Origin of the sequence: Rhodococcus sp. O3 (genome assembly GCF_048897285.1) — a bacterium.
Lineage (GTDB): Bacteria > Actinomycetota > Actinomycetes > Mycobacteriales > Mycobacteriaceae > Rhodococcus.
Genome location: NZ_JBMBTE010000125.1, coordinates 1 through 14,159, shown reverse-complemented (window position 1 = coordinate 14,159; position 14,159 = coordinate 1). Strand labels below are relative to the sequence as shown.

The 14,159-nt window shown below is 69.7% G+C and carries 16 protein-coding genes; 9 read left to right on the top strand and 7 right to left on the bottom strand.

Going from position 1 to position 14,159, the window contains the following annotated elements:
* Nucleotides 1-397: DAK2 domain-containing protein (locus tag ACN675_RS23935; RefSeq protein ID WP_420753204.1), on the bottom strand; the 397-nt coding region annotated here is incomplete at its 3' end.
* A 193-nt stretch (nucleotides 398-590) separates the two neighbouring features.
* Here ACN675_RS23935 and rpmB point away from each other — a divergent pair.
* Both rpmB and ACN675_RS23925 read left to right on the top strand, forming a co-directional pair.
* Complete coding sequence (gene rpmB / locus ACN675_RS23930; RefSeq protein ID WP_197256166.1) at nucleotides 591-782, top strand: 50S ribosomal protein L28; 192 nt, start codon at nucleotides 591-593, stop codon at nucleotides 780-782.
* An 89-nt stretch (nucleotides 783-871) separates the two neighbouring features.
* Nucleotides 872-1,678: an enoyl-CoA hydratase-related protein gene (locus ACN675_RS23925; RefSeq protein WP_420753203.1), complete on the top strand. Its 807-nt coding sequence runs from the start codon at nucleotides 872-874 to the stop codon at nucleotides 1,676-1,678.
* Nucleotides 1,679-1,701: 23 nt separating this feature from the next.
* Here the strand turns inward: ACN675_RS23925 and ACN675_RS23920 are convergent, their stop codons facing one another.
* The 3 genes from ACN675_RS23920 to ACN675_RS23910 are packed head-to-tail and all read right to left on the bottom strand — an operon-like array spanning nucleotide 1,702 to nucleotide 3,923.
* Nucleotides 1,702-2,412: a uracil-DNA glycosylase gene (locus ACN675_RS23920; protein WP_420753202.1), complete on the bottom strand. Its 711-nt coding sequence runs from the start codon at nucleotides 2,410-2,412 to the stop codon at nucleotides 1,702-1,704.
* 10 nt (nucleotides 2,413-2,422) lie between these two features.
* Nucleotides 2,423-2,944 (bottom strand): gamma carbonic anhydrase family protein, encoded by a 522-nt coding sequence (locus tag ACN675_RS23915; protein WP_420753201.1) that lies wholly within the window; start codon nucleotides 2,942-2,944, stop codon nucleotides 2,423-2,425.
* Between the two features lie 10 nt (nucleotides 2,945-2,954).
* Nucleotides 2,955-3,923 carry a thiamine-phosphate kinase gene (locus tag ACN675_RS23910; RefSeq protein WP_420753200.1) on the bottom strand — a complete coding sequence of 323 codons (969 nt, stop codon included), beginning with the start codon at nucleotides 3,921-3,923 and terminating at the stop codon, nucleotides 2,955-2,957.
* Between the two features lie 99 nt (nucleotides 3,924-4,022).
* Here ACN675_RS23910 and ACN675_RS23905 point away from each other — a divergent pair, with 99 nt between their 5' ends.
* Nucleotides 4,023-4,631 (top strand): DUF3515 domain-containing protein, encoded by a 609-nt coding sequence (locus ACN675_RS23905; RefSeq protein WP_420753199.1) that lies wholly within the window; start codon nucleotides 4,023-4,025, stop codon nucleotides 4,629-4,631.
* A gap of 24 nt (nucleotides 4,632-4,655) precedes the next feature.
* Here the strand turns inward: ACN675_RS23905 and ACN675_RS23900 are convergent, their stop codons facing one another.
* Nucleotides 4,656-6,203 carry an acetyl-CoA hydrolase/transferase family protein gene (locus ACN675_RS23900; RefSeq protein WP_420753198.1) on the bottom strand — a complete coding sequence of 516 codons (1,548 nt, stop codon included), beginning with the start codon at nucleotides 6,201-6,203 and terminating at the stop codon, nucleotides 4,656-4,658.
* 331 nt (nucleotides 6,204-6,534) lie between these two features.
* Between ACN675_RS23900 and ACN675_RS23895 the strand changes: the two genes are divergently transcribed.
* The 5 genes from ACN675_RS23895 to ACN675_RS23875 all read left to right on the top strand — a co-directional run bounded on the left by ACN675_RS23895 (nucleotide 6,535) and on the right by ACN675_RS23875 (nucleotide 12,076).
* On the top strand, nucleotides 6,535-8,637 hold the full coding sequence (locus ACN675_RS23895; RefSeq protein ID WP_420753197.1) for a RecQ family ATP-dependent DNA helicase: 2,103 nt from the start codon (nucleotides 6,535-6,537) through the stop codon (nucleotides 8,635-8,637).
* 141 nt (nucleotides 8,638-8,778) lie between these two features.
* A complete protein-coding gene (ectA, locus tag ACN675_RS23890) occupies nucleotides 8,779-9,321 on the top strand; it encodes a diaminobutyrate acetyltransferase (RefSeq protein ID WP_420753205.1) in 543 nt (180 codons plus the stop codon).
* Nucleotides 9,322-9,367: 46 nt separating this feature from the next.
* Entirely contained in the window at nucleotides 9,368-10,645 is a 1,278-nt protein-coding gene (ectB, locus tag ACN675_RS23885) for a diaminobutyrate--2-oxoglutarate transaminase (RefSeq protein ID WP_420753196.1), read from the top strand.
* A gap of 49 nt (nucleotides 10,646-10,694) precedes the next feature.
* Nucleotides 10,695-11,090 (top strand): ectoine synthase, encoded by a 396-nt coding sequence (locus tag ACN675_RS23880; RefSeq protein WP_197256180.1) that lies wholly within the window; start codon nucleotides 10,695-10,697, stop codon nucleotides 11,088-11,090.
* Between the two features lie 50 nt (nucleotides 11,091-11,140).
* Nucleotides 11,141-12,076 (top strand): D-isomer specific 2-hydroxyacid dehydrogenase family protein, encoded by a 936-nt coding sequence (locus ACN675_RS23875; protein WP_420753195.1) that lies wholly within the window; start codon nucleotides 11,141-11,143, stop codon nucleotides 12,074-12,076.
* Here ACN675_RS23875 and ligD read toward each other — a convergent pair.
* Nucleotides 12,070-13,032 (bottom strand): non-homologous end-joining DNA ligase, encoded by a 963-nt coding sequence (gene ligD / locus ACN675_RS23870; protein ID WP_420753194.1) that lies wholly within the window; start codon nucleotides 13,030-13,032, stop codon nucleotides 12,070-12,072. The two genes, ACN675_RS23875 and ligD, sit on opposite strands and share 7 nt — an antisense overlap.
* 71 nt (nucleotides 13,033-13,103) lie before the next feature.
* Here ligD and ACN675_RS23865 point away from each other — a divergent pair, with 71 nt between their 5' ends.
* Nucleotides 13,104-13,931, top strand: a complete 828-nt coding sequence (locus tag ACN675_RS23865) for an NAD-dependent protein deacetylase (RefSeq protein ID WP_420753193.1) — start codon at nucleotides 13,104-13,106, stop codon at nucleotides 13,929-13,931.
* 2 nt (nucleotides 13,932-13,933) lie between these two features.
* On the opposite strand, the gene ACN675_RS23860 is transcribed toward ACN675_RS23865, so the two are convergent.
* Nucleotides 13,934-14,159 (bottom strand): PUA domain-containing protein (locus ACN675_RS23860; RefSeq protein ID WP_420753192.1); only part of this gene is annotated, 226 nt, incomplete at its 5' end.

The window sequence follows — 14,159 nt, the reverse complement described above, 5'->3', positions numbered from 1 at the left end:
CGGCGGGGGTGCTCAGCGCCCGCATCACCGCGGCGGCCGCACGGTCCAGCGCGTGGGCGATCCCGGGCGCATCGAGCTGCTCCGCGGTCGCGGTGGCGTCGGCCATTCCGCGCAGGATCTGCGCGAGGATCACGCCGGAGTTGCCGCGGGCTCCGGTGAACGCGCCGCGCGCGAGGGCGTCCAGGACCCCGGCGGCCGTCTCCCGCGTACCGGACGCGCGCAGACCCTCCACCGCGGACCGCACGGTGATCAGCAGGTTGGTGCCGGTGTCACCGTCCGGGACGGGGAAGACGTTGAGGACGTTGATCTCGTCGTGGCGCTCCTCGATGGCCTTGAGCCCGAGCTCCGCCCAGCGGCGCAGCGCCTGTGCGTCCACCACGTCCCCCGCTTCGAACAACTGTGGACACCTCTTCCGCAACCCGCCGATTTCCGATGTCGAAAGGGTAACCGGGCGGCCGGAAGGCGGCCGGTTTGGTCATCGGCTGCCGCATTCGCTACGCTTGCAGGGTTGCCTCGCACGGGCGACGACAGTTTCCCGTGTTCGCAGGACAAGAATGACAATATCCACTACATAACAAGGAGTTCGCGACATGGCTGCCGTCTGCGACGTATGCGCCAAGGGCCCCGGCTTCGGGAAGTCGGTCTCGCACTCGCACCGGCGTACCAATCGTCGCTGGAACCCGAACATCCAGAGCGTGCGTGCCCAGGTTGCCCCGGGCAACACCCGCAAGATCAACGTGTGCACCTCCTGCCTGAAGGCGGGCAAGGTCGTTCGCGGCTGATCGAGCAGAGACCACAAATACCCCCGGCGTTCGTCGCCGGGGGTATTTGCCGTTTTGTGAGGTTCGGTCCGGCGGCTAGTGTGCCGAAGGTGACCGAAACTTCTGTGACCGATACCTCCGCGCCGCTCGTGAGCGCGACCGACGGGGTCCTGCGCATCGCCGTGGCGACCGCCGAGAACGGCGCCTCCCTGTCCCCCGCCGGAGTCGATCAGGGCACCGCGGCCCTGCGTGCCGCCGGACCCGAGGTCGGCGCCGTCCTGCTGGTGGGCGAAGGCTCCAACTTCTGCGCGGGTGGGAACGTGCGCGGATTCGCCGCCGCCGAGGACCGCAGCGCGCACGTCGCCGACATCGCCGGCCGATTCCACGAGTTCGTGCTGGCCCTCGACGCCGTGGGTGTGCCCGTCGTCGCGGCGGTGCACGGCTGGGCCGCCGGAGCCGGGATGAGCATCGTGCTGCACGCCGACATCGCGCTCGGCGGCCCGTCGACGAAGCTGCGCCCGGCGTACCCGTCGATCGGATACACGCCGGACGGCGGCATGTCCTGGACGCTGCCGCGGGTGGTCGGGGTCGCCCGGGCCCGCGAGATGATCCTCACGGACGCGGTGGTCGCCGCGGACGAGGCCGTGCGCCTCGGCCTGCTGAGCCGCCTCGTCGCCGACGACGAGATCCAGAGCGAGGCGCTGCGCATCGCGCGGACTCTCGCCAACGGACCGACCGCGGCCTACGCCGGCATCCGCCGCCTGGTGGCGGACTCGCAGCACCGGACGCTCGCCGAACAGCTCGACGCCGAACTCGCGTCGATCTCGACAGCGGCGGTGTCGCCGACGGGTATCGAGGGCGTGAACGCGTTCGTCGAGAAGCGCCGCCCGGATTTCGGCTCGCTGAAGCAGAACTGAATTGAGGCGGCGCGGGCCGGTGGTCAGGCCAGGCGCCAGTCCACCGGCTCGCCGCCCTGCTGTTCGAGGAGAGCGTTCGCGCGGCTGAACGGTCGCGAGCCGAAGAATCCACGGGATGCGGACAGCGGCGACGGGTGCGCGGACTCGACGGTGGGCACGTTCCCGAGCATCGGCTTCAAGGTCGCTGCGTCACGGCCCCACAGGATCGCCACCAGCGGGGTGTCACGCGCGACGAGCGCCCGGATCGCCTGCTCGGTGACGACCTCCCATCCCTTGCCGCGATGCGAGGCGGGCTGACCCGGCTGCACGGTGAGCACCCTGTTGAGCAGCAGCACACCCTGCGCCGCCCACGGCGTCAGGTCGCCGTTCGCAGGCACCGGCAGGCCCAGGTCCTCGGTGTATTCGCGGTAGATGTTCGCAAGGCTGCGCGGCACAGGCCGCACGTCGGGTGCGACGGAGAAGCTCAGGCCGACCGCATGTCCCGGCGTCGGGTAGGGGTCCTGTCCGACGATGAGCACCCGCACTCGGTCGAACGGCTGAGTGAAGGCGCGCAGCACATTGCTGCCGGCCGGGAGATAGCCGCGACCGGCGGCGTTCTCGCTGCGCAGGAACTGCCCCATCGCCGCGATGTCGTCGGCGACCGGTGCGAGGGCCTGCGCCCAGCCGGCCTCGACGACCTCGGCGAGCGGCCGCGGGCCGGTCGGGGTGTCCGGATCGGCGAGTTGGTCCGTCACGCAAATCCCCCTAGTCGATGCGGCGCAGCGCGGTGCGGTAGTAGTCGGCGTTCGCCGCGTACATCTTCGCGTTCTCCTCGAAGTTGCCCTCGGGGAGTTCGTAGCCCTCCCGGACCTTGGCGGGCACGCCCATGGCCATGCGCCGTTCCGGCAGTTCGAACCGCGGCGGGACGAGCGCGCCCGCGGCGACCTGCGATCCGGCACCGAGCGTCGCGCCGTTGAGTACGAGCGACCCGGAGCCGACGAGGCAGCCGTCGCCGATGGTGGCGCTCTCGATGTGGGCGTTGTGCCCGACCACGCAGCGGGCGCCGATGATCGTCGACTGGATCGCCGTGGTGTGGATGATCGATCCGTCCTGGATGTTGGTGTACTCACCGACCGTGATGGAGCCGTAGTCGCCGCGCAGCACCGCCGTCGGCCACACCGACGCGTGTGCTCCGAGGGTGACGTTGCCGATCACCACGGCATCGGGGTGCACCCACGCATCGGGGTGGATATCGGGGACGCGATCGCCGAGTGCATAGACAGCCATACGCAAAAACCTATCTCGAGAAGCTCTGCCAGCCGCCGGGGCCCGCGTGGTCGCGGCCGTCGACGGTGACGCCCGACCCCGCACGCACCGAGCCGATGCGGTTCCAGCCCTCGGGAAGCGCCACCTCCGGCGGGAAGCAGGCGGCCAGTGCGTGGTCCTCTCCCCCGGTCAGCACCCACTCCCACGGATCGGCGTTCAGGTCCGCCGCGGCGGCGCGCAGATCGTCGCCGGGTTCGAGCAGGCCGGAATCGACGTCGATCGCCACCGCCGACGCGCCCGCGATGTGCCCGAGATCGGCGAGCAGGCCGTCCGAGATGTCGGTCCCGGCGCGCGCACCCGCCCGCGCCGCCGCCGGCCCCGCCGGATAGGGCGGAGCCGGAACACGGTGGGCCTCGACCAGATCGGCGTGACCGGCGTGACCGGCGTGACCGGCGAGCAGCAGTGCCAACCCCGCGGCGGAGCGGCCGAGGGTACCGGCCAGTGCGACGACGTCACCGGGCCGGGCCGCGGTCCGCAACAGCGGCGCCCGGCCTTCGAGGTCGCCGAGCACCGTCACCGAGACGATCAGCTGATCGGCTTGCACGAGATCGCCACCGACGACTCCCGCGCCCATCTCCTCGGCCGCTTCCCCCAGACCGGCGGAGATTCCCTCGAGCACGGCCACGGGGGTGCCGGGCGGGCACCCGAGTGCGACGACGAACGCGGTCGGTCGGGCGCCGAGCGCCGCGACGTCCGCGCCGTTCTGTGCCGCGGCCTTGCGGCCGACCTGCTGCGGACTCGACCAGTCCAGCCGGAAGTGCCTGCCCTCGACGAGCATGTCCGTGGAGATCGCGACCCGGCCGTCGGACGCGGCGACGAGCGCTGCATCGTGTCCCGGCCCGACCAGGGTCGTCGCGGGCTGGCGGCGGCCGGCGGTCGCGCGATCGATGACGGGGAATTCGCCGAGTTCGGCGACGGTGGGGCCGGTGGGCTCGGGCACGGTGGCAGAAGTCTCCTTCCGGCTCCGGCCGGTGTGGTCCGGCGCCGCGACAGGCACTGATAGGTTCGGGTCACGCTACCGCTCCCGAAGATGGACCTGATGATCGAATCCGATTCTTCTCCCGAACCCGAATCCGACTCCGCCGGCGCCGAAGCGCAGGCGGTCGAGGAGGAACGCCGCCATCCCGCGGTGATCGCGACGGCCATCGCACTGCCGGTCGCGTTGCTCGCCGGAGTCGTCGTCGCCGCGGTGATCATCAACCGCAATCCGGTGCTCGGCCCGCTCGCACTCGGGCCGGTTCCCGCACCGCAGGCCGAATCCGCCGAGTGCGCGGATCTGCTCGCGGCACTGCCCGAGAAGCTCGGGGACTACACGCGCGCCGAGCTGGTCGAGCCCGTTCCGGCCGGTACCGCGGCCTGGCAGATCGCCGATGCGGAACCGGTGGTGCTGCGGTGCGGTCTGGATCGTCCCGCCGAGTTCGATGCGGCGGCGGCGCTGCAGGTCGTCGACGGCGTGCAGTGGTTCGAGGTGTCGGGCGAAGCCGAAGGCATCGCCGCGAGCACGTGGTTCGCGGTGGACCGGCCCGTCTACGTCGCGTTGACGGTGCCGAACGGGTCCGGACCGTCCCCCTTGCAGGAAGTGTCGGCCGCGCTCACCGAGTCGCTGCCGCCGCAGCAGATCGACCCCGCGCCGGTGGGTGGAAACTGATCCACCGACCGGCGCGGTAGCCGATCACGGAAGCATGGACCCGGTTTCCTCGAACCGCTGATGGAACGACAGCGCCTCACCGAGAAGGTGCGGGGTGTGGCCGCCGACGACGGCCTCGGCCCGCGCGACATAGTCGTGCAGCGCGTCCCGGTAGTCGGGGTGCGCGCAGTTGTCGATGACGACGCGGGCGCGACGCCGCGGAGACAGCCCGCGCAGATCGGCCAGGCCCTGCTCGGTGACCAGCACCTGGGTGTCGTGCTCGGTGTGGTCGACGTGCGGCACCATCGGCACGATCGAGGAGATGCTGCCGCCCTTGGCGGTCGAGGGGCTCAGGAACATCGACAGGTAACCGTTGCGCGCGAAGTCGCCGGACCCACCGATACCGTTCATGATCTTGGTGCCCATGACGTGGGTGGAGTTCACGTTGCCGTAGATGTCGGCCTCGAGCATGCCGTTCATCGCGATGATGCCCAGGCGCCGCACCACCTCCGGGTGGTTACTGATCTCCTGGGGCCGCAGCAGGATGTGCTCGCGGTAGAAGTCGATGTTGGAGACCAGTTCGTCGATGCCGGCCTCGCTCAGCGCGAGGGAGGTCGCCGACGCGAACCGCACGGTGCCGTGCTTGATCAGGTGCAGCATGCCGTCCTGGATGACCTCCGAATAGCAGGTCAATCCCTTGTGCGGGCCTGCGTCGAGACCCTGGAGCACCGCGTTGGCGACATTGCCGACGCCGGACTGCAGCGGCAGCAACGTGTCGGCGGGCAGACGGCCACGGCTGATCTCGTGCTCGAAGAAGTCCAGCACGTGCGCGGCGATCGCCTGGCTGACGGCGTCCGGCGGGGTCAGCGGGCTGGCGCTGTCGCGGGCGTGGGTTTCGACGACGGCGATGACCTTCTCCGGGTCCACCCGGAAGGTGGGCTGACCGATGCGGTCCTCGACGCCGGTGAGCATGATGGGCTTGCGATGCGGGGGCAACGCGGTGCCGTAGTACACGTCGTGGATCCCGTTCATCGCGGCCGGCACCCAGGAGTTGACCTCGAGGATGACCTTCTCCGCGACGTCGAGCCAGGTCTTGTTGTTGCCGATCGACGCGGACGGGATCAGCTCGCCGTCCGCGGTGATGCCGGAGACCTCGACGACGGCGACGTCGACGTGCCCGTAGTACCCCTCCCAGACCTGCTGGGCGACGTGGGACAGGTGGATGTCGACGTAATCCATGCCACCGCAATTGATGGACCGGCGAGCAGAGGGCTCGGCCTGATAGGGCATGCGCAACGAGATGCCGTCGACCTCGGCGAGCATCCGCTCGGTCTCGGCGGACACCGATGCTCCGGTGAGCAGGTTGACTGCGAAGTCCGCGCCGGTGGCACGGGAGCGGCGGATCCGGTCGGCGAGCGCCGGGGTCACCGCCTTGGGAGTACCCGCGCTCGCGAAACCGCTGATTGCGACGGTGTCGCCGGCGTGGATGTGCTGCACTGCCTCCTCGGCGGAAACGATCTTGTTCCGAAACGCGGAGTGGTGAATTCGGTTCGACTCCGACGTGACATCGGAAAGGAGGTGGTGCCCGTTCATGCGCCCAGATTAGCCGCCGCAGGGAAATGCCCGTCACATTCTTCCGGCCCGAGGGACCCACACCACTCGCCTGCCGCACAGCCCGGACAAGACTACCCGATCGGCGTAAAGTACTGCTGCGCAACATCTTCTACAGTTGCGGCACTGAGTGCCATCGTGGCGACCAGCAGGTCTGTTACCGGAACCGCGCTCGTAGGATCGTTGCGCGCTCGTCGCATGGTTGTGACCGTTCACCGCGCCGGGCTGTGCATTCGACGCGACACCGACCCACTGGCACCGGGAGCCACCGACCGGCGTCCCCGTGTCACCCCGTTCCGGCACGATGGTCGGCATGAGTATCGCGACGACGAATCTGCGTGACGAAGCCGAACGACTCCTGCGAGAACTGGCCGGCCCGCACGCGCGCCTGCGCGAGGACCAGTGGACGGCGATCGAGGCGCTCGTGGTGCGGCGGCGCCGCGCGCTCGTGGTGCAGCGCACCGGGTGGGGCAAGTCCGCGGTGTACTTCATTTCCGCAAAGCTGCTGCGCGCGCACGGGCACGGTCCGACCGTGATCGTCTCGCCGTTGCTCGCCCTCATGCGCAACCAGGTCGAGTCCGCCGAACGCGCCGGGGTGCGGGCGGCAACGATCAACTCCGGCAACGTCACCGAGTGGGACGAGATCCACGAACGCATCGCTTCCGGTGAGATCGACGTCCTGCTGGTCAGCCCGGAACGGTTGAACAACCCGGACTTTCGCGATCAGGTACTGCCGGCCCTGGCCCGCGATGCCGGTCTCGTCGTCGTCGACGAGGCGCACTGCGTATCCGATTGGGGTCACGACTTCCGCCCGGACTACCGGCGGATCCGCACGCTCGTCGCCGAACTCGGCGAGGGCATCCCCGTGCTGGCGACGACCGCGACCGCGAACGACCGGGTCGTGGCCGACGTGGCCGCCCAGCTGGGCGTCGGCGAGGGCACGGGGGAAACGCTGGTGCTGCGCGGCGGCCTGGACCGCCCCTCGCTGCACCTGTCGGTCGTCCGGATCGACGAACCCGCGCGCCGCGCGGCGTGGCTGACCCAGCATCTGGGTGAGCTGCCCGGCTCGGGCATCGTCTACACGCTGACCGTGTCGGCGGCGCAGGATCTGGCGGCATTGCTCGCCGAGCGGGGTTACGCGGTCGCCGCGTACACCGGTCAGACGGACACCGCCGAACGCGAGCAACTCGAGGCGGATCTGCTGAACAACCGTGTCAAGGCGCTGGTGGCGACGTCGGCGCTGGGGATGGGCTTCGACAAACCGGACCTGGGGTTCGTGGTGCATCTCGGGGCACCGTCCTCCCCCATCTCCTACTACCAGCAGGTCGGCCGCGCGGGCCGCTCCACCGACCGCGCCGAGGTCGTTCTCCTGCCCGGACGTGAGGATCAGCAGATCTGGAAGTGGTTCGCGTCGGTCGCGTTCCCCGACGAGGCGCTGGTGCGCCGGGTCGTCGAGGTGCTCGACACCGACCGTCCGCAGTCGACGCCGGCGATCGAGCCGCTGGTGGATCTGAACCGGTCACGGCTCGAGATGGTGCTCAAGGTGCTCGACGTCGACGGTGCGGTGCGCCGCGTCAAGGGCGGTTGGGTCGCGACCGGGCAGCCGTGGCACTACGACGCACCGCGCTACGCCCGGCTCGAGGAAGCCCGCGCCACCGAGCAGGCCGCGATGCTCGAATACGAACGCACCACCGAGTGCCGGATGCTGTTCCTCCGCCGGCAGCTCGACGATCCGGAGCTCACGGCCACCGCCGATGGCTGCGGCCGGTGCGACAACTGCTGCGGCCCGCGCTGGAGCACCGACGTGGACGAGGCAGGTGTCGCGCAGACAGTGGCGCGCCTGGACCGGCCGGGTGTCGATCTCGCGCCGCGCAAGCAGTGGCCGACGGGCATGGCGAAACTGGGGGTGTCACTGTCCGGGCGGATCACCGACGGACCCGAACCCGGCCGGGTGCTGGGCCGGCTGTCCGATCTGGGGTGGGGGCCGCGACTGCGCGCGCTGCTGGACGGCCCGGACGCCCCGGCCCCGGACGAGCTCATGCGGGCCGCGATCTCGGTGCTCGCCGCGTGGGACTGGGCGCAGCGCCCGGTCGCGGTGATGGCGGTGGAGTCGGAGTCCCATCCGCTGCTCGTCGGGTCGCTGTCCGCGGGCCTGGCCCGAGTCGGCCGCCTGCGCGATCTGGGCACGTTGCGGTCCCGTCCGGGGCGGCCGCCGGTGACGGCGGCGAACTCGGCCTATCGCATCGCCGCGCTCGTCGACGCGTGGATCCCGCCGGACCTCACGGATGTGCACGGTCCGGTACTGCTGGTCGACGCCGTGACCGACACGGGGTGGACGCTGACGATGGCGGCGCGGACGCTGCGTGCGGCGGGCGCCGAAGCGGTGCTCCCGTTCGCGCTGGCGAGCCCGAAGTAATCGGCGGGGCCGCATCGATCGCTACACGATGTGGCCCATCTCACTCGGGTGCTCTTACCTGCGTATAACCGGGGGTTCCGAAGATCGATTTCCGCGACGCGCGTGATTTCGGCACACGTGGTTGTTACGTTGCCATTACTTATGACGCCCGTTACGGAGAGAAGTACCCCGACCCTCGCGCCGGCCGAATCGAGCTTGCGAACGCCGGCCGAATTGCAGTTCAGGACACCTCGTATCGCAGACGGAATTCGGATCTGGGAGATCGCTCGCGATTCCCGGGTGCTCGATGTCAATTCCTCGTATGCATATGTGCTGTGGTGCCGTGACTACGCCGCGACGTCGATCGTTGCGACCGACGAGTTCGACCGGCCGGTCGGGTTCGTCACCGGCTACCGCCGCCCCGAGGCCCCCGGCACGTTGTTCGTGTGGCAGGTCGCCGTCGACGAAGATCAGCGGGGACGCGGCGTGGCGGCCCGGATGCTGCACACGCTCCTGGACCGGCTCCGCCACTGCGGCGTGACTCGCCTGGAGACCACCATCAGTCCGGACAACTCGGCCTCGATCGCGTTGTTCACGGCCGTCGCCCAGCAACGCGGCACCCAAATCACGCGCACCGATCTGTTCGCAGCGGACGATTTCCCCGATTCCCACCTGCCCGAAGATCTCTACACAATCGGCGACTGAAATTTTCGGTCCCGATCACAATTCAAAACAGGAGGAGCACGCAGAAATGACCATCCTGGAACAGCGTGAAATTTCTCGGACCGACATTTTCGAGAATCTCGAATCCGAGGTACGCAGCTACAGTCGCTCCTGGCCCACGGTTTTCGAAACCGCCTCGGGCTCGTGGCTGCGCGACGAGAACGGCAAGGACTACCTCGACTTCTTCGCCGGCGCCGGCGCCCTGAACTACGGGCACAACAACCCGGTGCTCAAGACCGCGCTCGTGGACTACATCATGAACGACGGCATCACCCACAGCCTGGACATGCACACCGTGGCCAAGCGGGAACTGCTCGAATCGTTCGAACGCACCATCCTCGAACCGCGCGGACTGGACTACAAGGTGCAGTTCCCCGGCCCGACCGGAACCAACACCGTCGAGGCCGCACTGAAACTGGCCCGCAAGGTGACCGGCCGAGAGTCGATCGTCAACTTCACCAACGCTTTTCACGGTATGACGCTGGGTTCGCTGTCGGTGACCGGCAATTCCATGAAGCGCGCCGGCGCGGGTGTGCCGCTCGTGCACGCGACCCCGATGCCGTTCGACGGCTACTTCGACGGCGCCACCGAGGACTTCCACTGGTTCTCGCGCGTCCTCGACGATTCGGGCAGCGGCCTGAACCGGCCGGCCGCGGTGATCGTGGAGACCGTGCAGGGCGAGGGCGGCGTGAACGTCGCGCGCCCCGAGTGGCTGCGCGCCCTGGCCGATCTGTGCACCGAACGCGGCATCCTGCTCATCGTCGACGACGTGCAGATGGGCTGCGGCCGCACCGGACCGTTCTTCTCCTTCGAGGCCGCGGGCATCACGCCGGACATCGTGACCCTGTCGAAGTCGATCGGCGGCTACGGGCTTCCGCTGGCGCTGACCCTGTTCAAGCGCGAACTGGACGTGTGGGGCCCGGGCGAGCACAACGGCACGTTCCGCGGCAACAACCCCGCGTTCGTGACCGCGCGGGCCGCCCTCGACCACTACTGGTCCGACGATCGCCTCGAACGCGACACCCTGCGGAAGGGGGAACGGATCCGCCAGACGTTCATGAACCTGGCGACGATGTTCGACGGCGTGTCGACCCGCGGTCGCGGCCTGGTCCAGGGTCTGGTGTTCGACGATCCGAGCGACGCGCAGAAGGTGTGCGCGTTCGCGTTCGAGGAGGGTCTGCTCGCGGAGACCGCGGGACCGTCCGACGAGGTCGTCAAGCTGCTGCCGCCGCTGACCGTCACCGAGGACGAGCTCGAGTACGGGCTCAACATCATCGCCGAGGCCACCGCGAAGGTCTGCGCCTGATCCGCACCCGCAGCCTGTCGGCGAAAGTCTTTACAGCAGAGGATTTTTCATGATCGTACGCACCACCGACGAAATCACCGGCACCGACCGCGATGTCGAGGCCGAGAACGGGAACTGGCGCAGCAAGCGCATCGTGCTCGGCGGCGACCGCGTCGGATTCTCGTTCCACGAGACCACCATCCAGGCCGGCACCGTCAACGAGTTCCACTACGCGAACCACGTCGAGGCGGTGTGGCTCGTCGAGGGCACCGGCACCCTCACCGACCTCGAGACCGGCACCGTCTACCCGCTGGCGCCGGGCACGATGTACCTGCTGAACGGCCACGAGCGGCATCGCGTCGAACCGGACACCCGGATGCGGATGCTGTGCGTGTTCAATCCGCCGGTGACCGGCCGTGAGGTTCACGACGAGAACGGCGTCTACCCGCTCGTCGAGGTCGTCTGAGCACAGCACACGAGATGCCCCGGGGCGGGCGCGCGAATAGAGTCGGAACCATGACCTTCACGCGTCCGCCCCGTATCGCTGTCGGTCCCGCCCCGGACGTGTCGTTCGAGGAGGCGATAGTGCGCGGCGGCGGCGTGCCGTGCCGGCTCGACGAGCAACCCGACGCGCTGGTGTGGACCGGTGGACCCGCCGAGTTCCCGGCGTCGTTACCCGAGTCGGTGCGCTGGGTGCAGTTGCCCGCCGCAGGGGTCGAGCAGTGGCTCGAGAGCGGCACCGTGAAGGCGCATCCGCAGCTGACCTGGACCTCCGCGGCCGGGGCCTTCGCCGCCACGGTCGCCGAGCACGCCCTGGCGCTGCTCCTCGCCGGAGTGCGGGCACTGCCCGCCCACCTGGCCGCGTCGTCGTGGACGCCGACGGAGTTCTACCCGCATCTCGGCACACTGCGCGGTGCGACCGTCGGCATCGTCGGCGCCGGCGGTATCGGCCGGGCGCTGATCCCGATGCTGGCCGGCATCGGCGCACATTCGCTCGCGGTGACCCGCAGCGGCCGTCCGGTCCCCGGCGCCACCGAGACGCTCCCGGTCGAACGGATCGACGAACTCTGGCCCGCTGCAGACCATTTCGTGATCGCCGCCCCCGCGACCGCGAAGACCGTGCGGCTGGTCGGTGCCCGCCAGTTCGCGGCGATGAAGCCGACGGCGTGGGTCGTCAACGTCGCCCGCGGATCGCTCGTCGACACCGACGCGCTCGTCGACGCCCTCTCCACCGGAACGATCGCCGGTGCCGGTCTCGACGTCACCGATCCCGAACCCCTCCCCGACGGTCATCCCCTGTGGTCGCTGCCGAACGCGATCATCACTCCGCACGATTCGAACCCACCCGCGCTGCGGGTGCCCGCCTTCCTCGAACACGTCGTCGAGAACGTCACCCGCTTCGCCTCCGGCGCCGAACTCGTCGCGGTCGTCGACACCAGCGCGGGCTACTGATCCGGCTCTTCGAGACCGGACGCTTCGTCCCGGTCCGCCCACTCGAGCAGCGGATCGAGCGCGAACACCGCGTCGTCGATCCCGGCGTGCAGATCGCCCAGTTCCGCGAACCGGTCCGGCACCGTCCGCATCGTGAGGTCGCGGGGGTCGACGTCGTCGATCTCGTCCCACCGCACCGGCGTCGACACGGTCGCTTCCGGGACCCCGCGCACCGAATAGGCCGCGGCGATCGTGTGGTCGCGCGCGTTCTGGTTGTAGTCGACGAACAGCTTCGTCGGATCCCGGTCCTTGCGCCACCAGGTGGTGGTGACGTCCTTCGGAGTCCGCCGCTCGATCTCCCGCGCGAACGCGAGCGCGGCCCGGCGCACGTCACCGAACTCCCACCGCGGTTCGATCCGCACGTATACGTGCAGACCCTGACCGCCCGACGCCTTCGGCCACCCGGTCGCGCCCAGTTCGTCGAGCACCTCGTGCACGACACCGGCGACGCGCCGCACGGTATCGAAGTCGCACTGCGGCATCGGATCCAGATCGATGCGCCACTCGTCGGGGCGCTCGACGTCCGCGCGCCGGGAGTTCCACGGGTGGAACTCGACCGTCGACATCTGCACCGCCCACACCACGTCCGCGAGGTGGGTGACGCACAGTTCGTCGGCGTAGCGGTCGTAGCGCGGGAAGTGGACCTGCACGGTCTGCACCCAGTCCGGGGCGCCGCGCGGCAGGCGCTTCTGGTGCACCTTGTCGCCGTCGAGCCCGTCCGGGAAGCGGTGCAGCATGCACGGCCGCTCCCGCAGTGCCCGCACGATGCCGTCGCCGACCGCCAGGTAGTACTGCGCCAGGTCCAGTTTCGTCGCGCCCGTCTTCGGGAAGTACACCCGGTCCGGATGCGTCAGGCGCACGGTCCGGTCGCCGACGACCAGTTCGACGGCGTCGGACGACTTGCCTGTCGGTGCCATCGGTCCATTGTGTTCACTGCCGGCGGCGCGCGGGACGGAACGCGCGGATCGGTCGCGCTACCGTGGACGACGTGATCGACGAACTGCACTCGCTGCTGGCCGGGCGTCGGGTCGCGGTTCTCACCGGCGCCGGGCTCAGCACCGATTCCGGCATCCCGGACTACCGGAGCCCGACCTCGCCCCCGCGCAACCCGATGACCTTCCAGCAGTTCGTCGGCGATCCGGTGTTCCGCCGCCGCTACTGGGCGCGCAATCACATCGGCTGGCGTCACATGGACGCCGCCCGCCCCAACGACGGGCATCGCGCACTCGCCGCACTGGAGCGTCGCGGCACGGTGCTCGGGGTGATCACCCAGAACGTGGACCTGCTGCACACCAAGGCCGGCAGCCGCCGCGTGGTGGACCTGCACGGCACCTACGCGCAGGTGCGCTGCCTCGCCTGCGACCATCGCATCTCGCGGTTCACGCTCTCCGAACTCCTGACCGCCGCCAATCCCGGTTTCCTCGAACACGTCCGCGCGACGACGGGTTCGGAGGTCGCACCGGATGCGGATGCGGTGGTCGAGAACACCGACGACTTCCGGGTCGTGGACTGCGTGCGGTGCGGTGGGATGCTCAAACCCGACATCGTGTATTTCGGTGAGTTCGTCCCCCGCGACCGCGTCGAGCGGGCGTACGCGCTCGTCGACGAGGCCGACGCGCTGCTCGTGGCGGGCAGTTCGCTGACGGTGCAGTCCGGGCTGCGGTTCGTGCGGAAGGCCGCCGCGGACGGTAAGCCGGTCGCGATCGTCAATCGCGGCCGCACCCGCGGCGATCGCTTCGCGGACGTCCGGGTCGACGCGGGCTGCTCGGAAACCCTCGCCGCCCTGGTCGCAGCTCCGCTGCAGGCGGCGTCCTGAATCTAGAGGCGGGCGAGGTCGTCGGCGTGCACGACGGGCCGCTGCAGATCCGGCGGCAGGTTCTGCGTCGAGAAACCGATCATGAAGTCCAGTTCGCTTGCGTCGTAGGCGACGACGCCGCGCGCCACCGTCCGTCCGTCCGGCCCGACCAGCCCGACGACGTCCCCGGCGTGGAACGTTCCGCCGATGCCGGTGACGCCGGCGGCCAGCAGCGAACGCCGCCGCTCG

Excerpts from the sequence above, each read along its gene's own strand:
- rpmB (WP_197256166.1), top strand. The coding sequence starts at position 591 with ATGGCTGCCGTCTGCGACGTATGCGCCAAGGGCCCCGGCTTCGGGAAG.
- ACN675_RS23915 (WP_420753201.1), bottom strand. The coding sequence starts at position 2,944 with ATGGCTGTCTATGCACTCGGCGATCGCGTCCCCGATATCCACCCCGAT.
- ACN675_RS23905 (WP_420753199.1), top strand. The coding sequence starts at position 4,023 with ATGATCGAATCCGATTCTTCTCCCGAACCCGAATCCGACTCCGCCGGC.
- ACN675_RS23900 (WP_420753198.1), bottom strand. The coding sequence starts at position 6,203 with ATGAACGGGCACCACCTCCTTTCCGATGTCACGTCGGAGTCGAACCGA.
- ACN675_RS23895 (WP_420753197.1), top strand. The coding sequence starts at position 6,535 with ATGAGTATCGCGACGACGAATCTGCGTGACGAAGCCGAACGACTCCTG.
- ectA (WP_420753205.1), top strand. The coding sequence starts at position 8,779 with ATGACGCCCGTTACGGAGAGAAGTACCCCGACCCTCGCGCCGGCCGAA.
- ectB (WP_420753196.1), top strand. The coding sequence starts at position 9,368 with ATGACCATCCTGGAACAGCGTGAAATTTCTCGGACCGACATTTTCGAG.
- ACN675_RS23880 (WP_197256180.1), top strand. The coding sequence starts at position 10,695 with ATGATCGTACGCACCACCGACGAAATCACCGGCACCGACCGCGATGTC.
- ACN675_RS23875 (WP_420753195.1), top strand. The coding sequence starts at position 11,141 with ATGACCTTCACGCGTCCGCCCCGTATCGCTGTCGGTCCCGCCCCGGAC.
- ligD (WP_420753194.1), bottom strand. The coding sequence starts at position 13,032 with ATGGCACCGACAGGCAAGTCGTCCGACGCCGTCGAACTGGTCGTCGGC.